Source organism: Chryseobacterium sp. (assembly GCF_019236175.1).
Lineage (GTDB): Bacteria > Bacteroidota > Bacteroidia > Flavobacteriales > Weeksellaceae > Chryseobacterium.
This window is the reverse complement of record NZ_JAFAJM010000020.1, coordinates 34438-58114: the sequence shown is the minus strand read 5'-3', so window position 1 is coordinate 58114 and position 23677 is coordinate 34438. Positions and strand designations below refer to the sequence as shown.

The 23677-nt window shown below is 34.7% G+C and carries 15 protein-coding genes and 1 tRNA gene; 14 read left to right on the top strand and 2 right to left on the bottom strand.

Going from position 1 to position 23677, the window contains the following annotated elements:
• Positions 1-57: 57 nt before the first annotated feature.
• The 5 genes from JO178_RS18670 to JO178_RS18650 all read left to right on the top strand — a co-directional run bounded on the left by JO178_RS18670 (position 58) and on the right by JO178_RS18650 (position 5340).
• A complete protein-coding gene (locus JO178_RS18670; RefSeq protein WP_291939025.1) occupies positions 58-1188 on the top strand; it encodes a hypothetical protein in 1131 nt (376 codons plus the stop codon).
• Complete coding sequence (locus JO178_RS18665; protein ID WP_291939022.1) at positions 1185-1640, top strand: three component ABC system middle component; 456 nt, start codon at positions 1185-1187, stop codon at positions 1638-1640. The genes JO178_RS18670 and JO178_RS18665 overlap by 4 nt, the downstream gene beginning before the upstream one ends.
• Positions 1641-1644: 4 nt before the next feature.
• Complete coding sequence (locus JO178_RS18660; protein WP_291939019.1) at positions 1645-3576, top strand: DUF3732 domain-containing protein; 1932 nt, start codon at positions 1645-1647, stop codon at positions 3574-3576.
• Positions 3577-3647: 71 nt separating this feature from the next.
• On the top strand, positions 3648-4499 hold the full coding sequence (locus JO178_RS18655) for a GNAT family N-acetyltransferase (protein ID WP_291939016.1): 852 nt from the start codon (positions 3648-3650) through the stop codon (positions 4497-4499).
• Between the two features lie 172 nt (positions 4500-4671).
• Complete coding sequence (locus tag JO178_RS18650) at positions 4672-5340, top strand: hypothetical protein (RefSeq protein WP_291939013.1); 669 nt, start codon at positions 4672-4674, stop codon at positions 5338-5340.
• A 4432-nt stretch (positions 5341-9772) separates the two neighbouring features.
• Here the strand turns inward: JO178_RS18650 and JO178_RS21540 are convergent.
• Entirely contained in the window at positions 9773-9928 is a 156-nt protein-coding gene (locus JO178_RS21540) for a zinc-finger domain-containing protein (RefSeq protein ID WP_365867225.1), read from the bottom strand.
• 1693 nt (positions 9929-11621) lie between these two features.
• On the opposite strand from JO178_RS21540, the gene JO178_RS18640 reads away from it, so the two are divergent.
• The 6 genes from JO178_RS18640 to JO178_RS18615 all read left to right on the top strand — a co-directional run bounded on the left by JO178_RS18640 (position 11622) and on the right by JO178_RS18615 (position 19479).
• Positions 11622-12347: a hypothetical protein gene (locus JO178_RS18640; RefSeq protein WP_291939009.1), complete on the top strand. Its 726-nt coding sequence runs from the start codon at positions 11622-11624 to the stop codon at positions 12345-12347.
• Positions 12348-12501: 154 nt separating this feature from the next.
• Positions 12502-13281 carry a hypothetical protein gene (locus tag JO178_RS18635; protein ID WP_291939006.1) on the top strand — a complete coding sequence of 260 codons (780 nt, stop codon included), beginning with the start codon at positions 12502-12504 and terminating at the stop codon, positions 13279-13281.
• 212 nt (positions 13282-13493) lie between these two features.
• Positions 13494-16025, top strand: a complete 2532-nt coding sequence (locus tag JO178_RS18630) for a hypothetical protein (protein WP_291939004.1) — start codon at positions 13494-13496, stop codon at positions 16023-16025.
• A 1-nt stretch (position 16026) separates the two neighbouring features.
• Complete coding sequence (locus tag JO178_RS18625) at positions 16027-17262, top strand: TIR domain-containing protein (RefSeq protein ID WP_291939002.1); 1236 nt, start codon at positions 16027-16029, stop codon at positions 17260-17262.
• A 575-nt stretch (positions 17263-17837) separates the two neighbouring features.
• Positions 17838-19328 carry a recombinase family protein gene (locus JO178_RS18620; protein ID WP_291939001.1) on the top strand — a complete coding sequence of 497 codons (1491 nt, stop codon included), beginning with the start codon at positions 17838-17840 and terminating at the stop codon, positions 19326-19328.
• Positions 19315-19479, top strand: a complete 165-nt coding sequence (locus tag JO178_RS18615; RefSeq protein ID WP_047388376.1) for a hypothetical protein — start codon at positions 19315-19317, stop codon at positions 19477-19479. The genes JO178_RS18620 and JO178_RS18615 overlap by 14 nt, the downstream gene beginning before the upstream one ends.
• Before the next feature lie 190 nt (positions 19480-19669).
• Here JO178_RS18615 and JO178_RS18610 read toward each other — a convergent pair.
• A tRNA-Arg gene (locus tag JO178_RS18610) sits at positions 19670-19743 on the bottom strand.
• A 59-nt stretch (positions 19744-19802) separates the two neighbouring features.
• On the opposite strand from JO178_RS18610, the gene JO178_RS18605 reads away from it, so the two are divergent.
• Genes JO178_RS18605 through JO178_RS18595 form a run of 3 tightly spaced genes read left to right on the top strand, consistent with a single transcriptional unit; the run spans position 19803 to position 23581 of the window.
• Positions 19803-20849, top strand: coding sequence for an ABC transporter substrate-binding protein (locus JO178_RS18605; RefSeq protein WP_291938995.1), 1047 nt, complete (start codon positions 19803-19805; stop codon positions 20847-20849).
• 43 nt (positions 20850-20892) lie between these two features.
• Positions 20893-21537, top strand: a complete 645-nt coding sequence (gene mtgA, locus JO178_RS18600; protein ID WP_291938993.1) for a monofunctional biosynthetic peptidoglycan transglycosylase — start codon at positions 20893-20895, stop codon at positions 21535-21537.
• 13 nt (positions 21538-21550) lie between these two features.
• Positions 21551-23581 carry a recombinase gene (locus JO178_RS18595; protein ID WP_291938991.1) on the top strand — a complete coding sequence of 677 codons (2031 nt, stop codon included), beginning with the start codon at positions 21551-21553 and terminating at the stop codon, positions 23579-23581.
• Positions 23582-23677 lie beyond the last annotated feature (96 nt).

Here is a 23677-nt window from a genome sequence, read left to right as displayed (position 1 = left end):
AAAATAGCAGATGCTTGCTAACAATAAATAATTATTAATACCTAGAAATTTATAATAATGGCTAAAGAAACAGTAGATAATGATTCTACCAAAAAGCAGTTAGGTTTTGAATATCAAAAACTAATTGCCCTAGAGTCATGCCTAAATGCTAAAAAAGGTGAACATGTTTACATCGAATGCTTTGGTGATATCCAACAAGGAGTAAAAGCTACAGAAGTGAAACATCATCTATCAGATTCAAATCTGACCAGTAATTCTACTGATGTTTGGAAAACGTTAAAAAACCTCGTGGAGGAATATGATAAATTGAAATTTAATGACAAATTTATTTTGCATACTACACAAAATATTAAAGAGGATAGTATTTTCTTTGGTTGGAATATGCTTTCTAAGACTATCAAGTACAAAAGGTTGAATGAACATAATATTTCTACGACTTCTAAACCATTTAAAGATATAATTATTGACGGTAACAAGTCTACAAAGGATAAACTACTAAATATTTTGGAGAAATTTGTGATTTATCATAACCAGCCTAAAATAGAGGAGAAATTAAAGGAGCTGGAAGAGCATCCAGCATTTTCTTTAATACATGATCAATTTAAAAGAATTGCGATTTGGATTTTACAAGGTTATCTAACTGATAGAGCTATTGAAAATTCTGACAAATGGGAAATTAATATCACAGATTTTAAAGACGACCTTCGAGACAGTTTGGGGCAATACGCAAAAGATTATACACCGTTTCCTATAATTCATAGAGATCAGGTGCCTAAAGATTATCTATCAAAAGGATATAAGTTTATTGAAAAATTAGAAAATATTTGTTTGAAAAGAACCGATTTGCATCAAGCTTTTCAAGATTATGTTAGATCTGAGGAAGCTTATAAGGAATTATTGATTGTTAATCCGGGACTGGAGAAAAACCTTCTGTCGTATGAAAATGATATTCAATCAGAAATGAATACGGAAAAAAGTTTTGTATCTTATAGCTTAACATTAAATTCTTTCTTGGATAATACACATCTCTCTTCTTCGAGAAATGTGTATTTCAATAGTATAAGAAAAAGCTGTAATAATATTAGAGGAGTGAACGGAACTGAAAAATTTTATAGGGACGGAAGAATTCATAACATCACAGAAACAACAGATTTTGAGTGGCAGTTTAAAGAAACAGATTTAGAATGAAAATAAAAGAAGTAGAGAAAATACTATTTAATCCTCTCTTCACATCCAAATTATTAATGTTTGCTTTGTGTGGAGCAAAGGATAAGAAGTTAAAATTAGAACTCATTTATTACATTTTGCCGTTGCTGTATGATGAACATATCAAGAATAAATTGGCGAAATCAAATTCTAGAAGTTCATTTAAAACATTTTTTGATAGTGATGTCAGAAAAAAAATGATTGGGATTGAAGAGCTTTTAAAAAATTATAATTATAAATCTAAAGAAGCATTAATAACTCTTTCAAACTTGTATTCTATAGAGCTTAATTCTTATGTATTACTAAAAGAGAAGATTCAAATCCAATATTCTCAAGAACCAAATAGTCTGCTTAAAGAATATTATAAGGCAGCCTTTAACTTGGGAAATATATTATCCAAAGAAGATTATACCAAAATATTCTATAGTTTTTAATATCATGAAAGCATCAATATCACATATATTTCTATTTAACGGCGATCAAGTTAGAAATCTAAAATTTGAAGAGGGATTAAATATAATTACAGGGGATTCAAAAACTGGAAAAAGTGCTGTCATCGAAATAATAGATTACTGTCTTTTTGCAAGTCGGTCAACAATTCCAAAGGGGATAATTACAGATTGGACTGAATTTTACTGTATTGTATTGAAAATTATGGAGAAATTCTTAGTGATTGCCAGGAAAAAAAACAGCAATTCAATGTATTTTGTTGTAGAAATTGATCCAAAAGTATTAGAAAATTTTTCTCTTGAATATTTTTCTGATAAATCTTTAATGGATTTGAATGATGCAAAAAAGGAATTTGAAAAGCATCTCGGCATATCAGTTTTGGATACTAGAACAGATATCGAAGAGGACAAAAGAACCTCAGGTGGCAAGGTAACTATGAGGAGCTTTGCGCCATTCATATTTCAACATCAAAATCTTATAGCTAACAAGCACAGTCTTTTTTATCGTTTTGATGATTTCTATAAGAGAAAAAAAACAATTGATGATTACTCTATTCTTATGGGTTGGGAAAATGCCGAGTATTTCGATTTAAGACGGGAACTAGAAGAAAAACAGAAAGAGCTTTCAAGAAATAAAAAAATAGCAGAAAAGCTAAAAATAAATAGCGAGCAACTTAGAACTGATTTGTATAATAGTTTGTCGATATATTACACATTTTTAGGCAAAAATTTAGACAGTGAAATTAGCTTAAGTGATTTAAAAAAACTCTCTAAAGATTTACCTAAGGCGAATGCAAATTCAGTAGCAGATCAAAATTTACCTTTGTTATTGGGAAAAATTGATCATGAAATCACTGAAAAAAAGAAAGAGCTGATAAATGTTGAAAATCTTATTGATACAATTAAGGATAATAACAGTCTATCAAAAAATTATGGGAGCAACATAAAAAGATTGAAGGCAATGGCTTCCATACCTCAAGTTGTTGAGGAAATTCATTGTCCACTTTGTGAACAAGAAGTTAAAGAGATAAAAGAAAAAATCAATATAGTACAGGAGTCAAACCAAATGCTTGTCAACGAATTTGAAAAAATTGGCGTGTATGTTAATGATACAAGTGAAGAAAGTGGCACATTAAGAAAACAGAGAGATCAGCTTAAAAAAGAAATAAAATCGCTCTCTATAAAAGCTGAGGAAATTAATAATCAAATTACGTTGGAATTTAACAGTCGTGAAGATTATGAAAAAGGATTGTTATTGAAAGGACGGACAGAAGCAACTGCTGCGACCCTTATTGAAAGAAGCCAATTGCTTGCAGCTGACAAAAATGACTTCACTGAACTCATTGAATATATAGAAGAATTAAAATCAAAACTGTCAGGGTATAATCTCAAAGAAAAATTACAAAAAGCTGAGGTTTTATTGAGCGAAAAAATGAGTGAAATTTGTAATCAGCTAGATTTTGAAGATGAATTTAAACCAGGAAAAATTTGGTTTGATTTAGAGAAATTTGCTCTTAAATACACTATTGATGAAAGAGAAAACATACTGTTGTCGGAGATGGGGAGTGGATCCAATTGGTTGGCCATCCATTTATCAGCTTTTCTAGGCTTTCTATATTTACATTCAGTAACTGAGTCTTCTCGTATTCCTTCAATTTTAATATTGGATCAACCTAGCCAGGTTTATTTTCCAAAAGTTTATGGGAAATTGGAAGAAGAGGAAGCGAATGATAATAATAAAAAGGATGATAATATTCTACAGGTTAAAAACATTTTTAAGGTATTATCTCATGAAATTACAACCATAGAATCGGAATGTGGATTTAAACCTCAAATTATTGTCTTAGAACACGCTGACGAAGAAGAATTTTCTCAATTCATTAAATATCGTTGGAGTAAAGAGGGTAGTAAATTAATTTAATAATTATTTGTTTTCACTATATATAAATAGGTGTTTACTTTTTAATTGTTATTGACAAATAAATCAAAATTATGTTTGAAATTATTGAATATTCAAGAGTTCATGATTTTTATAATGCCAATAAGGAATTAATATTTAAAAATAGGCTTTCGCACTATCATTTAATTAAATATTTTAATGAGCTTAATAATGGTAATCAATCTATATATGCGGGTTATAATATTATTGATCAGAACGGGGGCAATGTGATTTGTGTATGGGCTGATTCGGTATATTATTTATATGCGTTAAAGTGGTCAGATTCGATTATTCTAGGCTTATTAAGTAAAATTGAAATAGATAAATATACAAAACGATTTAGTTTTTGCGGAACCCTCGACTTGATAAAGGATCTGTTTGAAAAGAGTGGAATCACATATGAAGTTTTCAAAGAGCGTAATTTATTTGAATGTTTTGAACTTAAGGATAGGAAGGAAGAAGAAATTATTGGTAAACCATACTTAAGTTCAATTAATGATCTTGACATAATTGCACAAATGACTTATGATTTTGGGATTGAAGAATGGGGACATAGAGAAGGACGAGACCAAGTAAATGCCAGTAAAATATCTTTACAATCGATTTATTCTAAAACAAGCGTCAATTGGCAAGTAAACGGTGAAATTGTCTCTGTTGCGACAATATTGGACAGTGAAAGTGAAATGTCTATTATAGGTAATTTGTATACCCAACCAAACCATAGGGGTAAGGGGTATGCAAAAAGTCTGGTCTACGAAATCACGAAACAGATTTTAGAAGATGGTGATCGTTGCGGAATAGTTTCCGATGCAAATAATCCAATTACAAATAAGATGTTTCAGGAAATAGGGTATGAACAGATTAGTAAATATATCAGTGTAAATACTTTGCGTGAAGAAGTGTAAATTACTTCTTTATTATGTATATGCTTTTCAATGCTGAAAGTTTTGTAAACCAACTGTATTCAAAAGAATTCATTTCGTCTAATTTTAAAGAGGCTAATTATCGCCGACTTTTTTCTCCGTTTGATATAATTCCGAAAATAAAATCCTTTGTCAAATCAAATATTAGAATATATTGAAGAATAATTTACCAAAAATATGTTATTGGTGCGGTGTAAATCTGCCTTTAAATAATACTACAAAGGAGCATGTTCCTCCTTTTACATTTTTTCCAAGAGGGCATAGGGAGAATCTTATGACAGTACCCTCTTGTTCGGATCATAACAATAATTTATCTTATTTAGACGAGAAATTTCAGTTTTTAATAAAGGCATTTAAAACAAATGAGATTGCTATCAACGATTTAAATACGAGAGTTAAAAGAGGATTTGAAAGAAAGGAGAAACAGTCATTTATTAAGAATTTAGAAGAAAATAGTAGATCTGGAAAAATTGATGGGAAACCACATTGGTTTTTACCTTTAGAACAAAATGAAGCTGAATTATTTATTGAAAAAATAGTGCGGGGAATATACTTTTATCACAAAGAGAAACCAGCAAAAGGAATTATTCAAAGTATATCAAAAAGGATTATTTATGAAAATGGCGTAAATACAATTGCTGGAGTTGATTTTTTGAAAGAGGATTTAAGTTCTGATATTTTGTCAAATGGAGAATGTAACAATCCTAAAGTTTTCAAATATCAATATTTAGACTTTAGAGATATGTTTGTTGTTTTTATGCAATTTTATGATGATGTTGAGTTTATAGGCTGGAAATATCCTGAGAATTTTTCATTTGACTAAATTGTGTTACAAAAGGTTTGATTATTTAACTAGACATTACCAATACGTTTTATAAAAAAAAATTATTAAGATGGCAGATAATCTTGTAGGCTATTCCAGGGCAGGCGATGAATTTCATTATCGATGGGCAGCGCGTAGATGTCTTAGAATGCTGTTTCCAAACAGCAAGCTTACCAGTGTGGTAATCGAAGGGTCGAATGAGGTTAATGCACCTGGTGAATACGTAATCGATCTTACTGAATATGCAGTGAATCAAAAGGTTGAGCATATTGATTATTATCAGTTAAAACATACCACCGTACAAAAAGAGAGTCCGTTCCTGCTAAGTGATCTTAAGGAAACAATTAAAGGATTTTTCAAGCGCTTTGTAGAACATGATGAAAAGGGCGAACTAGAAAACAAAGTAATATCTTTTATACTGGTGACCAATAGGGCTCTTGCAGATAACTTTAAGAATAACCTCGCCGCAATTGCCAATGGAACTACCGTTGAAAATCGATTTCTGACAACTATTAAAAAATACACTTCTCTTGATAATGGGAAATTGCAAAAGTTTTGTTCCTCAATTAGGATTGAAGATGGTCACGGTAATTACCAGGAACAAAAAAACGAATTGAGAGTTGAACTTACACGGATTCTTTATGATGCAAATCCAAATTTGCAAGTTGAAAATATTACTGCTTTGGTAAGGGAGAGGATAATGCCCGACTCAAATGGTAAAATTGTCAAGGAAGACATACTGCAACGCTTCGGCGTAAGCTCAGAGCGAGAACTTTATCCTGCTGAACCAATTTGGGAAGAATTGACTAAGAGGATACCTAGATCTCAACATGCGGAATTGAGCAGAGAAATACATAATTCAAAGAATTCTATTATAATTCATGCCGAGGGCGGTGTTGGCAAATCAGTATTTACACGTCAATTCATTGAAAACCTTCCCGAAGGATCCGTAGGAATTGGTTATGATTGTTTTGGTGCTGGAAAATACCGAAATCCCAGTGAAACTCGCCATCGACATAAAGAGGCCATGGTTCAAATTTCTAATGAATTAGCGACGATGGGGCTTTGTGAACCGCTTATTCCTTCAAACAACACGTCTTCTGAAAGGGAGCTGACAAGAATGTTTTTATACCGTCTTGAAAATGCAGTGAAAAATCTCAGAAAAGCTTTTTCCTCCGCCACTTTGACGCTACTTGTTGATGCTGCGGACAACGCAGAAATGGCGGCTAAGGAATTTAACCAGAGTTGTTTTGCACGTGAACTTTTACGAGAAGAAATGCCTGAAGGATGTAAACTCGTTTATTTGTGTAGACCCGAGCGAATTTATCTTTTGGAGCCACAAAGTACAATTAAATTATTGGAGCTGAAGCCGTTTTCAGAACAGGAATCCTCAGTTTATCTTAAAACAAGGTTTCCCTCTGCAACTGATGCCGACGGATTGGAGTTCCACAGACTGACCAGCGGAAATCCAAGGGTTCAGTCAAACGCGCTGGATAATAGATCAGAATCTGTGGTGGCATTATTAAATAGTTTAGGTCCAAAACCCACTTCCGTTGAAGATCAGATCGAGGCACAACTGAGATTTGCGGTTTCTAGGCTTAAAGATTTACTCCCTACCGTATTTCAGCAGGAAATTGACGCAATTTGCACGGGGCTAGCTAGTCTATCGCCAAACATTCCGATCGACGTTCTAGCACTTGCCTCTGGTGTACCTGAACAGAGCGTTAGGAGTTTTGTAGCTGATATTGGAAGACCGCTATGGCTATCAGATTCTTCAGTCCAGTTCCGTGATGAACCAACGGAGACTTGGTTTCGTAAAACTTTTATTGGTGGTGTTTCCGATTTTGCTAACTACATTACAAAGTTAGAACCGCTTGCAGATCACTCAGCTTATGTCTCTGAGGTACTGCCACAGCTTTACTTGATGGCGGGTCAATATGAAAAATTGATTACCATAGCTTTATCTGATGAACTTCTTCCACATAATAATCCAATAGATGCGAGAAATGTAAAAGTCTATAGGCTTCAATTCGCATTCAAAGCGGCGTTAAAGGAAAATAGAAGCAGTGATGCTATCAGACTTGCCATGCGTGCGGGTGAAGAAGTTGCTGGAGACGAGCGCCAAATTCTGTTATTGAGAGAGAACCTGGACCTATTAAGCCAATTACAAGGAAAAGAAAAAATTCAGAGTATTGCCTTCAAGAGGACATTATCTGGTAACTGGATGGGGTCGGAAAATATTTATTCAGCTTCCCTACTTTCGATGTTTCCAGAATATCACGGAGAGGCAAGAGGTTATCTTCGAGCATCTTTAAACTGGTTAACTATATATTTTGAGGAATCAAAGCAACGAAAGCGTCATGATCATGAGGAAAGATTGGAGGATAGAGATATTGTACAAATTGCAGTAGCAAAGCTCAATTTGGATGGGATTGATAGCTGTACAGAATTTTTAAATAGCTTAAAACCAAAACAAAGTGTTTTTAGGATTGTTTGTGAACTTTCCAGAAACCTTGTAGATAAAGGTGCTTTTGATGTTTTGGATGGTCTTCTTGCCAGTTGGAAGCAACAGCCATATTATACAATTGCTATTTCAAGCGAGTTACACAAAGTAGGTCATATTCCTCCTGCAAAAATAATCAAGTCATGTCTAACGCGACTAAACAACCCCAAGACTCGGATCAAGCTTCCTGAAAACAATAATGAGTTATTAAAAAGCGTGCTTCTTGATTTTTTGGAGTGCTGCATCTATCGAGGTCTTGATAACAATTCGATCTTGGGAGTGTTGAACTACTACTTTCCGGTTCGTGCAGAACGAATGGTTTTAGATGATCATTTTTACTCATCTAGAACGCTGTTCATGCGCGTACTAGCGATCAGGTTTGGTCTTAACGGCGGCATCTCTCCTGATATTCAGGAAATCATGCCCGAGGGCTTGGTAACTAAAAAGAGTAATTATGAAAACAATCGCAAGATAACCGACTTTACTCAGATCGTTGAGGGCCTGCTACCATGGTATCTTTTAAGGCTATCGGTACTGTCATCTGCTGGACTGCTAGATAATGGCGCATTTGAAGATGCGAACACTAATTCTAAAAATGGTCTCAAGGGCAGATATAAGGGACATGATACATTCCCCCAAGAAATAGCAGAGGTGCACTTGAGTATAATGATCTTTGCTAATAAAATGACTACTGATGATCTTGAAAAATATTTCGTCACTTATATTGAGAATTCTAAATCTCTTAAAATTACAAGCTGGTTATCAGCTGTATCAGCCTCGTATAGATTGGAACATCTCAAGCCGTTCAGCATCAGGCTTGAAAACTATACTTATGAGGAAATAAAAAGCTTTGCCGATCAGGGACCGGACGAACTGGCTGAAAAATATATCTCTCTGGCTCGTTCGGTTCTGGTCAACTCAAAAGATGATGCAAGTGCTTATTTTGACGATGCCGTTGGGATTGTCTCAAAATTTGGTGATGAGATCGTCTACAGGTGGGAAGCTGTAGTTGCATTGGCAAAAAGAACCTGTGATGCAATTTTCGAATCTCAAAACGAACTATCTTATCGGTTTATAAGAATTGCCGAAATCGTTGGAGAACAAAATCGTGAAAAGCATTGGAGCAGAGGCGAAGCGATACAGATTGCGACAAGACTCTCCACTAATGGTGGTCTTGCAGCTTTGAGCAGGTGGCGTGATCGCGGCATTGGGCGCTTTGAATGGCTACATGCAGATATGATTTTGGAACTTTTGCGCAAGGAACCTACAAAGACTATGAGGACCTGGGCATTAATACCTTTTTTAAGGATTGAGCAATTGAAATCTCTGCTTGAAGATTGTTTGGAAATAGATGTCCTATCCCTATCAGATAAGCAGCACATTTTAAGTGATGCCGTATCCCGTTTTAGGAGAGAAAATGCAAACGAAGTATATTGGCATGATCTACAAAAATGTGCTTCAAATAATGGCATTGTGGACAAGGAACTGTCAAAAGTCATTTCCAGCTTACCGGTTAATAAAATACAGGATGGTAATTACAAAGAGCCTATTTTTGATCAGGACGATAGCGTTCCATGGGATGATATTTTTTCGGAAATAGATCTGCTGACACCTGTTGGACTTCAGAAAGCTAAATCACGGTTTGAAGCCTATGCTGAAAGTAGAAAACTGCATTTCGGTAGGCCCTCATTTTGGAAGGGAGCAATAACCAAACTCAGCGCTTCAAGTATGCTAAAACTCATAGAAGCAATGCAACTTTGTGAAATTATAGAACATTATGATTTTCAATTCCTTTTTAAAAACTTACCGAAAGATTGGTTGGGAACTGCTGGCTTTAAAAAAAATTATCCGTCGATTTTAAAAAGGCTAGGCAGGAAATATTGTGAAAAATTGACAAACCGCTATAGTTATGATAACTTTTTGCAATCACTACCCAAACATCAGGATGTAGAAACTTCCCTTAACGCCGGAATTCTCGAGGGGCTGGCCGATGGTGCAGAATTTGCCGATGCTGAAGTTTTCTTTGGTTTTGTCAGAACTGGCTCTGCGATGATATCTGCTGAGGAGGCAAAGAGTGCATTGGATTATTCGATGTCACGGTTTGAGATGCATATAGAGACTGATTTTGGAGATGGGCCGTGGGCGGAATGGCTAAAAACTGATGGTGACACGGATTCTGGAATTTCTGGATATTTATGGTCTGCTTTGGGATCTCCATTTAGAGAGTGCCGATGGAGTGCTGTTCATGCCATTCATCGTCTTGCAAATTTTGGATATGGGCAAATATTTAAATGTTTTTTCAAATGGCTAGCCTTTGAAAAGGTTGGAGCATATGGGTTCAAAGATTATCCATTTTATAACCTGCATGCCAAGCAGTACCTTTTGATCGCATTCTCTAGAATTTCTTTAGCTAACCCAGAATATCTTAGAGACTATAGTGATATTTTTGCAAAATATGCATTGAAGGAAAAGCATATTCTAATCCAGATTGCTGCTGTAAATTCAGCCAAAAATATTCAGATTGCATTTCCTGGGACCTATTCGCAAGAAATTGTAGATGATCTTGCAAATGTCGGTATTCCTATCTCAGAGCGTAGGGAACAATATGGTTTCACAGTAGATAGCTATTGGCATTCAAATGGAAGTGTACCAACCGATATTGATTTTCATGGCGCTTGGGATTTCGATAAATATTGGTTTGCTCCACTCGGACGTATTTTTGGTGTTTCCGAAAAACAAGTTCAAAATCTTGTTGGTAAAGTAGTAGTAAATGAATGGAAGGTTGTAGAAAGTGGGTATAATAAAGATCCAAGGGTAGGACTCTGGAATAGAGCAACTAGAGGTGAAAGTACAAGCTATAGTAAAAGTAGCTTTCCCAAAGCTGATAACCTTGATTTTTATAATTCTTATCATGGGATGATGGTCGTTGCCAGTATGCTTATAGAAAAAATGCCTGTTGTGACAAATATCGAGTGGGATGATGAAAGATGGGAGAATTGGATTGAAGAGCAGTATTTAACAGTACCTAATGGGAAATTCCTTTCAGAATACAGAGATAATCTTCCATTGTTAAGACCAAGCTGGGTTTTCACTAATTTAGAGAAGGGTTGGATGGATAAGGTATCGGATGATGATTTTATCAATTCGATGATTTTACGGAAGGACAATTCAACCTGGTTAAATGTTATGGGTTGGTGGGCAGAACGAAAGAACAGTTATAAAGAAGGATATTACATTAAATCTGCTCTAGTTTCGATAGAAACCGCAAATTCGTTGTTAAATGCACTACAAACCTGTGAGGATACCCATGATTTCACGATTCCTGCCTATCATGAGAAGGACATGGAAATCGATTGGGGGGTATTTACCCTGAAAGGTTGGCTTCATCAAAACGAAATTTCGAAAGGGATTGATCAGTTTGATACTTTTGCAAAAGAACTAATCTTTTCACCGATTTCTATAGGAAAACAATTCAAGGATGATATGCAACTTAAAACTTCCGATGATAGGAAGTTCTTTACGACTCATGATACTGGAGAAATTGTTGCAATGAACCAGACTTGGGTAAGCGAAATTATACGAGATGACGAACAAGCTGAACAGTCGGGAGAAAGGCTGAGCTGTACGACAGATTTTTTAAAATCACTTTGCAAAAAATATAGATCAGCCTTGATCTTTAAAATACAGATAGATAGAAGCTACTATAGTAGATATGGAGGTTCGTCCGACAATTCCGGCTATAAGCCCCCTAAACATAAAATAATATTATTTACGGAAGATGGAGAAATTAGACATACAACAGGCAGCTATCGAATTGGGTAAACAACTTGTCAAACAAAATGGTTTGGAACCAGGGGTAGATACATTTGGCAGATGGATGTGCCACTATATAGCCGAACAAATGGTGAGGGCTGATAACTCCGTTGGTGCTGAAAAAGAAATAGCAGAAAAAGTATGTTTTGAAACTATCCTCAAGTTTTGGCAACACAGATGGCAACTACCATCCGCATTACGACCTTTTGAAAGCTTTGAAACAATTCTTTCTGTGCTCGAACGATTAGATCCAGAAAGGCCCCGAAATTTTTATTATCATCAGATTCCGTCTCGTGAAGATTTTTCCATCCAGCGTAATCCAGAACAGGAGAAATGGATAAAATTTGCAGAAGATATTGATAAAGCGGCCAGGGTATGCATAGAACTTGCAATTGAAAAATGTGCTGAAGAAGCAAAAGATGATGAGACGGAGTACTGGCTAAAATACGGGCGCAAAATTGAATCTGGAATCGATATCCAGATTATTGATGAACTAACCGATCTGGACATTTCAAGTTTCTTAGATGACAAACAGGATGATGATCTTCTGAAAAGTAACCAAGACAAAGAATTAATCAAATATGAAGTGGCAGTAATAAAAAGTCGAATTGAACATATTGAGAACCTTTCCAAAATGAATACTATTATATTAAAAGAACTAAAATCCAGATTAAAAAAAATTGAAAAATGATGCCATCTGCCGTTCTGTATTATTACGAATAAAATATAAAGTATAGGATAAAACAATCATCCTGATTTTTCATCCCGGAAAATCGTAACAAACTTCTGTTTTTTCTTTAGAAAGATGTTTTCTTTGTATCTGTCAACCAATAAAAAGTTACAAAATGACAGCGACAAAAATAAAAGAATTTATTATTAGCATTAGCGAGAATTTAGAAAAGGAGTACAAAACGTCACCTGGTAAACCATGGCTTACACTCGCGGGATCAACAATTTTAGTCACATTCCTGGGGATGTTTTACTTATGGGTATATTTTGATCAATATCAAATGATAGGTTTTGCTGCGCTTGAAGTCAATGACGCATATTCACTTCTTTTCAATAATCTTATGCCGATGATCTATGTAGCACTCATATTATCTTTCTTTTTATTAATCTTAGTTCCAGGGATTATTAAAAATAATCTTAGGAATACTACTGGAGCCAAACTTTCTGGAGAAGTAATAGGGCAGGAGGGATCAATGGGGCTCTCGAACATGGCGGTCATCATTATTATACTTATAATCCATGCCGGACTTTACGTCCTGCTTCAGGTTTACGAATTTGGTGCCTTACCGACTATTGTATTTTTGTCGGGTGCTGCATTGGCAAGTTACCTCTATCTTAAAATTGCAAATAGAGCAGGAATAGCATTGGCAGTATTGATGTGTTTTTTCTACGCACATGTAAGAGCAATTAGGGATGTGAAACTTAACGAGAAAATCAAGCCAAAAGTGAATCTTGTGCTAAGCAGTTTAAAAGATCCCATCTTAACCGAAAGAAATAGGTGCAGGTATATTATTTACAATACTTCCAGCTTTTATTATATTAAAGATAGTTGTGAGAAAAAGATCTATGCGTTTTCTACTTCTACTGGTGAGTGGAAGTCAAAAACCGTGAAGTAATATAACGTGAAGTAATATAAATAGAATATTGTATCAAGGTTTTGGGAAGCTACCGTAAAAGAGTCATTGATGGAACCTTTTACGTGTTATTGTCAAAGCTAAACTAAAATAAGTAAAGATTATGATAAGAATTAGCAACTCTAATTATAAAAATATGCGGATAAATTTTTATTGAATGAAGGTAAATTCTTATTTTGTAATCAAAAAATCAAATGATGACATATCGTGACAAGATAAGCCAATCCGAGCAAAAAGCACACTCTCACGGCATCGCAACAAAAATATTGCGAGAGATGACTACTTTACGTGCTAGCGTTGGTACTTCCCCAAACACTCCGAGAAGATGGGTCTGGGAGTTGCTTCAAAATGCTAAAGACGTAAATGGAGGAGAGGGTGTTAATGTGAAAATTTCGAAGGCGGAAAAAGATCAAAAAAAATATTTGCTTTTTGAGCATGACGGGCGTCCGTTCACAGCTGAAAATATTAGGTTTTTAATAGAGCAGACATCGTCAAAAGATCGGGAAAAAGATGAGGAAGGTAAAAGGGAAGAAACAGGGAAATTTGGGACAGGTTTTCTTACAACGCACTTGCTGTCTGAAATAGTCTTTGTGAAAGGAGTCGCAAAAGAAGAAGGTCTGGACTATCGAAGATTTAGCTTTAAGCTAGATAGGTCAGGATTCAAAATAAATGAAATCATAAAAGCTGTAGAAAGCTCAAAGCAGCAAATTTTGAATATTGACTCACAAGAACCATATAGTGAGTATGATCATAAAGCTTTTAATACGGCTTTTATTTATTCTTTAGAAGACCCACTGAGTATAACAATAAGAGAACAGGGATTAAATGATTTAGATATAAATCTACCCTATACATTATGTTTTGTCGATAAATTAAATTCGGTTAGCGTTTTTCCAGAGGGCAAAGTTTTCGAGGTTTATGATGAGGAAACACTTGATAAGAAAAAGAATTTTAAGATTATTACGATTAAAATCAGTGAAAAGGGGAATGAACCAAAATATCTGGAATTCGCTTCTTTAACAAACGGATTAACGAGTATCATGATTCCAGTGCAAGTTAATGCTAACAGTATATCGATTTTGTCTATTGACCCTCATGTACCTAAGTTATTTTGTGATTTCCCATTATTAGGTACAGAGACCTTTCCTTTTCCAGCGATAATCAATAATCCTGGTTTTAACCCAACCGACCCGAGAGACGGCATTTATTTAACAGATAGTGTTAGAAAGGATCCGCTAACTGAGGAGAATAAGCAAATTTTAAAGGATGCAGTAGAACTTTATTATAATTTATTAGATTTTGCCACTAATCATGGCTGGCGAAACCTGCATTTTCTTGCTAAACTTGGTACATTAAAGGAGCCTGTTAAGAGTAATACCTCAGTTCCGTGGTTTGAAGATAATGTACAACTACCGATAAGGGACGAATTGAACATGAGTAGCATTGTTTGGACCGCAAAAGATACTTATGGCACAATGTTAGATTCCCAGGGTAAACAATCCATGCAATTTCCGTCAGGCATATCGAAGGAAGTACGCGAAAAAATGTGGGAGCTTGCCGAAATGTGGTTTCCCGAATTGATTCCAAAGAAAGATCTGGTTGAGTATTGGAATTCAAATATTTGGCCTGATTGTGCGAGGTTAACTTTACTAGAGATGGCAAAATTAATTGAGATTTCTGGGGAATTAAATGTATTAGAGCCAGAATTAGTAAACTTTGATTCCATTAACTGGCTTAATTCTTATTATGAGGCTTTGAGCCTAGATAATGGAGAATACCTTAAAATTACCGATTCAATAAAAATATTTCCCAATCAAAATGGCGATTTCGTCAAAAAGAAGTTCTTAAGTAAACAAGTTGGTACGATTGATCCTGCCTTTAAGGATATTTTGAAACTTTTTGGTCAGGATATTCGAGCGGATTTAGTAGATGATAGAATCGTTATCGATTTTGAAGATGTAGATCAGTATGAGCAATCAGATGCCATTCGGGCAATTAATGCGGAGGTCGAAGAGAAAACCCGTGACAGAGATATTGCACAACAGTTCCGTCCTGCTTTGAACCTGGTGTTAAAATATTTCAATGAGAATCCTGCAACTGCTAAATCTTTATTTCCAAGTATTTATTCCAGGAAATATCTCTTGTACGATGACGAAGAAATAATGGACAATATTGGTAAAGCTGAAGAGCTTAAAGATCTTTTGGAAGTTTTTAATGTTTCCAGTGCGGATGAGTTAAGAAGGAAGTTCGAGAATATGGAAGAAAACAGCAGAAGTTTATTGCCTGTAACCGAAGATATCCTAACTTCAATGGGAATCACAAATATTCAGGAATGGGAGGAAGCGATGCAAGATACTGATCTTAGTGCATTATTTGATCATCAGTCCGTTCCAACAACAGATATGTTTGTGCTTTCTCAGGGACATATTCTCAGGGCACGACATAGAGTTATTGCGCATCTAGAGACACTTAATGAATATGATCTCAGTGAACTTGATACAAATACGGCACCTACTATTTTGGCAGGTGTAAATAAAAATCATATGCCGGTAAAAATCGTATTTAGACCTGCTTATTCTCAGGAAGTGATTGTATATTATGGGGCGGAAAAGGATGCTTTAGATTACGCAGATGCTGAATTGTGGGTTGACGACGGAAGCATCGTAAGACAGATCAGCCTTGGCCATATCCTAAAAATTAACAATATTAAGAAATTCCCAATTTAAAATGGAGTTTGAAGAAAATATAAAAAAACAGTTGGGTTATCCAGAAAGTAACCGACTGAAATATGAAGTATTGTTGCCTTCCAACAGCGAAATTGCGCGCACGATCTGTGCGTTTGCCAATACTGATGGAGGACTTTTGATTTTGGGTGTTCTAAGTAAATTTAACAAGGTTACATTTACGGGACTAAGTGATGATTTTCGTGTAGAATCAGTACTTGACAATGCGTTATCAAAATTAGATCCCAAACCTGAAGTGGAAAGTGGTTTTGTATTTCATGAAGGTAAAAAACTTTTTGCCATTAATGTTGAAAAGAGTGACCAAGGAATTACCTTTAATAATGATCAATATGAAATAATCACAAAAAAAATAACAAAAGTATTATCCCAGGATTTGCGAATTGCTCCCCAAACCAAAAAAGAATCTAAATTGTCAACTGAAGAAAAACTTGATAATGTACTAATTTATCTTATCGAACATCCTAAACTCATCAATGTAAATAAACATACTGTTGAAAAAGTAATATTGAATGATGGAACCTCTTTATCAGAGGCAAGACAACTTGTTGAAAAGCTCAGATCAACGAATTATGTAAGATCTTATGGTCAAAATTACATCGGCGTATCAATTGATACAGCGTCTTTTATTGCATCAGGTGGTTTTAGTGGAGTTTCAAGCAACCTTGCTATTCAAAGTAAAAAGAAAAATGTATTTATATCATACAATTGGAATCTTAAAGATGCTGCGCAAAAGCTTTATGATTTTCTGAGCTCTGCGGGTTATATCGTATACATGGATGATCATAATTTAGGCTATAAAAACAAAATTTCCACATTTATGGAGTCAATTCGAGCCTCAGATTTTTCGATTTTGCTGATTAGTGATAAGTACCTTAAATCAGAAAATTGTATGACGGAAGTATTACATCTGCTCAAAGAAAAGGATTTTCATAAGAAAGTTCTTCCAATTCGAGATAAAGACCTGAAAATTTTTAGGACAGCTGAAAGGATTCACTATATTCAATATTGGCAGGAGCAAGTGCAAGAGCTTGAGGAAATGTTATCGAAATTGGATCAAACTAGTGCAATTGAAGAAATTAAAAAATTGAAAAATGCAAAGTATATTCATCAATCAATTAATGATTTTTTAGTAGTAATTGCAGATATGATAACTTATACGATAGAAAAAGAAGAAAGTTTGTCGTATAGTAATTTAATTGGTTATATTGAAAGCAATTAGGAATTACTAATTTCTTTTTAAATCCCCAAACAGAACCAGAGCATCTGGAGTTTGTTTGTTCCATCTGACTGTTTTGGTTCATTAAAATTGTGGAATGCTTAAAAGATCATGGATATACCAAAGTAGATGTACAAGCGAATTTTAATAAAACTTGTGAAGAAATTTTATACACTGGTAATAGAAAGCTTTGCAAAGAAAAGTTCATAAAATCCACGCTAAAATATTTCTTTGATACGATGGAAACGACTTTAGGTGTTGATATCTATCTAATTCCGAACTCTCCTTTTTAAAAGGGAATGATTATAAATATATTAAAATTATTGCCATGATTCTGCCAATGAATATCTACCCGTGAATTAAAGATGAAATATTAAAGTAGATTTTATGCAATTAAATCATTATTGTGATATGTAGGTGTCATATTGATGTGACAGTGTCATTAATTACTGTTGTTACTATCAAAGTTTTCTACTGAATTTTCCTTTTTTAATTTGATACAGCATAAACTGTTTTTTGTTTATCATTTCATATACTTAAAAATATTAATTTGTAAATCAAATAAATACATTAATTATATGAAGTCAGCCTATTTATATGTCCGCGTAAGTACAGATGAACAAAAAAGAAAAGGTTACTCCCTGCCTGAGCAAGAAGATAGATTATTGAAATATTGTAAATATAACAATATTGAAGTCAAAGGAATCTATCGTGAAGATTATTCTGCCAAAAATTTCAACCGACCTGAGTGGAAAGAATTGTTTTCAGAAATTAAAAAGAAATCATCAGGAGAAGATAAAAACATACTATTTATAAAATGGGACAGATTCAGTCGTAATGTTGAATATGCTTACGAAATGATTGGAAAGCTGCGAAAATATAAAACGACAGCAATGGCTATTGATCAACCAATTGATTTCTCTGTGCCGGAAAGTACCGTTATGCTGGCTGTATATTTAGCGGTTCCGGAAGCGGAAAATACTCGGAGGGCTCAAAATACAGCAAATGGTATTCGTCGAGCGAAGCTGATGGGTAGATATCCTAATAAAGCACCTATTGGATTTATTAATTTGACATTAATGGATGGTAAAAAAACTATTGCTCCTAAAGAGCCTGAAGCTGATATTATAAAATGGTCTTTTCATCAAGTTGCCCAGAACGATCATAAGATTTCTGAAATCATGAGAATGGCTAATGAGAAAGGATTGATATGCTCACGATCACACTTTTTCAGAATTTTACGGAATCCAGTTTATTGTGGGCTTATATCAGTCAAACTTAAATCTAATGAAGAACAAATGATAAAAGGTTTGCATGAACCTTTAATATCTGAATCGTTATTTTATCAGGTTCAGTCTGTCATTAATACAAAAAGAAAAACTACAGCTAAAAGGGATGATTTAAAAGCAATGTTTTTTCTTAGAGGTTTTTTGATTTGTCCTGTTTGTGATCGAAAACTCACTGGAAGTATTGCACAAGGAAGTTCAAAAAAATACCCATATTATCATTGTCATGATCGCTGTAGAACAAGGATAAACGCAGTTTTTCTGAATGATTGTTATCAAAATAAGCTTCAGCAATTAATACTATCAAATAATACCATTGACTTATTTAAATGTATTTTACAAGACCAGAATATAAAGACACTGAAAGCAAGTTATTTGTACAATCAAAATTTAATTGAGAGAAAAATAAAAGAAGAGGGGCAAGTTCTTTCTAGAGGCAGAAAGTTGTTTTTAGCAGGAGTATTAAAAATTGATGACTACAATGAATTAAAAAAAGAGAATCAAGTTAACATTAGGCATCTTAAGAAGGAAGCGCGTGATATTTTTCTTAAATTAAAAGCTATTGATAAAAAGGATCAAATAGAAGATAAAGAAATAGTCGAAGTTTTTCGAAAATTTTCCGAGTTTGACACCTCAGATAAAAAAAGTCTTGTGAGTCTTATTCCACCAGTTGATATTGATTATAAAACAGGAGATCTTTCTTTGGACTTGAATCAAGCATTTTTAAAAATATTATCAAAAAAAAGTAACCGAAAAACTAATAAGAAAAATGAATTTTATTGATAAGAATGTTTCAGTTGAACAAGCGATTATTCTTTTAGCTAAGAATGGAGTTCAGGTAAATGAGAAAGAAGCTAAAATTATATTAGAATTACTATATTTAGTGTCAAAAAGTTACAATAAGCCAAAAGAGGAAAAAATACTAGAACCTTAATGGGATTTCAAACTACGCTTCAATACCGATGAAATCTCTGATAGAGTACTTTTAGACTGTCTGTTTCAGGTGGACTAGGGATTTCATATCAAAAAATTCAAACTATAAAATGTCAGGCTGTAAAAGCTTGATATAGAGATTTTTATGTGTAAAAAAACAGAGACAACTATCAAATAGTTGTCTCCTTAAGTGACCTCGACAGGATTCAAACCTGTAACCTTCTGAGCCGTAATCAGATGCGCTATTCAGTTGCGCCACGAGGCCTTGTGTTATCTTGTTATTTAACGGTTGCAAATATACCACTTTTTTCCGTTCTTTGAAAGATGAAACAGAAAATTTTACTTTTATTTACGGTATTTTCGCTAATTGCCTGTAAAAGAGAACCAAAAATTTCGTCCTCAGACTGGACAAATATTTCAGCACGGACCCAATTTAAAGAACATGACGGAGAACTGGAGATAAAATCCGGAAATTTCACCTATCATTTCAGAAAAAATCAGACTCCTTTTAAGAAGATCATTCTCCTTAATGCCAGTATGGCCGGATATATTTCTGAGCTTGGTGCAGAAAATGTAATCGTTGGAGTTTCGAGTCCGGAGTATATTTATTCGGAAAAGATCCAAAACCTGATTAAAGAAGGAAAAATTCAGAATGTAGGGAGCGAACAGAAGTATGATGTGGAGAAAATTATTTCCATGAAACCGGATGCTATTTTTACCAACCATATTGCCAGTTTTGACAATACCTACGATCTGTTGAAAAATAATGGCATTCAGGTAGTATTTCTTGATGAATACATGGAGCAGCAGCCTTTGGAAAAAACAGGCTATATAAAGATTTTCGGAGAATTACTGGGTAAAGAAAAAGAAGCGGAGAATAAGTATCAGGAAGTTGAAAAAAATTATAACGAACTGAAGAAACTGGCGCTGACCTCAAAAGAAAAACCTGTTGTATTAGCCAACGAAATGTATGGTAACGTATGGTATCTTCCGGGCGGAAATACTTCTGTGGCCCATTATATTGCAGATGCCAATGCAGCATATATTCTTAAAGATAATAAAGATGAGAAGGCCTTAACCATGAGCTTTGAAGAGGTATATGCGAAAGCGGGCGGGGTTCAGTACTGGGTGAATGCCGGAAGCCATACTTCTAAGAGTGAATTGTTAAAAATGAATCCTCTCTATGGAAAACTGGATGTCTTTAATAAAGGTAAAATTTATACCATGTCCGGTAAAGAAAGAGATAAAGCGAATGACTTCTTTGAAAGCGGAGGAGTAAGAGCCGATTTAATCCTTAAAGATTATATTAAAATCTTCCATCCCGAGCTTTTACCAAATTATCAGCTGACTTATATGAAAGAATTGCAGTAACTCAGACTATTTGCTTATTTTTGCATTTCCTTTTTATCATATTATGTGGAAAAAAATTAAACAGCTTATTTTCATCATTCTTCTTCTGAATGTGGTTTTTATTATCTGGGGCAGATTTTTTAATCCGCCTATTACTATTACCCAGATAGGGGGACTTTTTGAATACGGAAAATTACACAGAGACTATATTTCCTATGATGAAATGGGAAATAACGTGAAGAAAGCAGTGATTGCTTCTGAAGATCAGAAATTTTTTGATCATAATGGTTTCGACTATACAGCGATTGAAAAAGCAATGAAGCATAATGAACAGGGAAAAAAAATAAGAGGCGGAAGTACAATCTCCCAACAGACGGCGAAAAATGTTTTTCTATGGCAGGGGAGAAGCTGGTTCAGAAAAGGACTGGAAGCCGTCTATACTTTTATTATTGAAAAAGTATGGACTAAGGATATAATCCTTGAAAGATACCTGAATTCCATCGAAATGGGGCAGGGAGTATTTGGAGTGGAAGCAGCGGCGCAATATTATTTCGGAAAATCATCCAAAGACTTAAGTGCTTCAGATGCAGCCTGGATAGCTGCCGTATTGCCCAATCCTAAGAAGTATGATCCTAAAAACCCATCCCCTTATTTAAGAAAGAAACATAATTGGATCATGAGACAGATGAGGAATGTGAGTTTGAAATAGTATCTTTGTACTAATGAAATTCTTAAATTCCAGCACAAATTTTGAGTCAGTTCTTAAAAAATATTTTTCTTTTAAGAACGAAACCCTTTCTTTAGAACCTTTTGCAGAGTTTTTAGAGAGTATTAAAAGGGCAGACTTTACTGATGTGCTTAATTTTCTCAGAAGCAATCCCAATTTTGCTGAAAATTTTAAATACTATATTCATAATATTTTCAAAGGAAGACCTTTCAATTTATCGTTGACAGAAGCTAATATCCTTTCTGAAAATGCCTTTTTTCCGGAACTTAAAAAAAGAATTCTGAACAAGGTTTTACCCCCTGTAGAAAATGAAAAAACAGTGTGGTATATGATTGACAATGTCAGCCTGAGACCCAAAAAAGACCTCCATTATATCCAGAATCTTCCTGAAAACGAAATCAATGAGTTTTTAACCCTTATTGCGGCTTCTGATTTTATTACCAGAGCCAATGTGAAAAAGGAATTGATTTTCTCTATGAATATTCTCTCGTGGAGGGTTACAGGAATGGCGATGGAAGTAGAGGTGGTAAGAATGGCCCCTCAGTACAGAAATCTGGATAATCCTTTTCTTGCGCTTCAGAATGAGCTGGAGACACTGGCAGATGATCTTGTAAAAGATCCGGAACTTCAGCTGCATTCAAAGGACAGCCGTTTTAAACAGATTAAAATCTATACGGAGCACTGTCTTGAATTTGTTGATATTGCCTTTAAAAATTCTGCTAAATATGGTATTTCAGGAAAGATTAATCAGTCTTTGCTGAAAATCCGACAGCAGACGGAAAGAATCTACGAAATTGTACAGCTGTTGGTGATAGATACTGATGAAGATGTGATGATCAGGTCTAAACAGCTGATCTTTAATATCCTGAGTTATAAATCTCATAAAAATAATATTGCAGACCTGATCAACGACAGTACAAGGCTGATTTCCCATCTTATTACGAATCATACAGCAGAGGCCGGAACCCATTATATCACCTCCACCCGAAAAGAATATATGACCATGTTCTACAAGGCCAGTGGTGGTGGAATCATTGTTGGGGCACTCTGTGTACTGAAAATGCTCTACGGATATATTCCGGGAAGTGATTTTTCACATGCATTCCTTTATTCGATGAATTATGCTATGGGATTTGTCATGATTTATCTGATGGGGTTTACTTTAGCCACCAAACAGCCGGCAATGACAGCGGCTACTATGACTAAAGTGTTGTCTGAAGAAGGGAACAGTAAAAGAAATAATACCGAATTTGCTCATTTGGTGTCCAAATTGTTCAGAAGTCAGTTTATTGCATTTGTAGGAAATGTATTGCTTGCTTTTCCAATTGCTTTGGCCATCATTTACGGGTTAGATGTGTTTTTTTCTCAGAATCTGGCGGTTGACCGTTCCGATAAATTATTAAAAGATCTGGATCCCTTTAAGTCCAAAGCCATCTTGCATGCCAGTATTGCAGGATTCTACCTTTTTATTTCAGGAATTATTTCAGGGAATATCGGGAATAACTCTGTATTTTATCAGATTCCCGAAAGGATTGCTAAAAACCTTTCTATCAGAAGCTTTTTTGGTAAAAAATTTGCCAAAGGACTGTCTAAATATTATGCTAAAAACTGGCCCGGAATTATTTCCAATTTCTGGTTTGGGGTTTTCCTGGGAGCTACAGCTCCGGTAGGAATGTTTTTCGGTCTGGATCTCGATATCAGACACATCACCTTTGCTGCCGGAAACTTCGCTTTAGGACTTTATGGCAAAGATTTTTCAGTAGATTCATATACCTTCTGGATTTCTTTTGTTACCGTATTCCTGATAGGGTTCTTCAACTTCCTGGTAAGTTTCAGCCTTTCCATGTTTCTGGCATTCAGATCAAGAAAAATGAATTTTGGACAGGTAAGTGAAATTTATAAAGAGATTTTCAGATATTTTATAAAGCATCCGTTGAAATTTTTCCTGCCGTTAAGCTCAGGACTGGATAAAAAAGCTGATGATCTTATGAACAGTACGATTTCCCATAAATCTGAAGGGCATTAAAAATATCAAAACGCTATATAAGAGACTGTCTCACAAAGAGGCAGCCTTATTTTTTAACCACGGATATCCATATAAATAAATGATTTGTGTATTCGT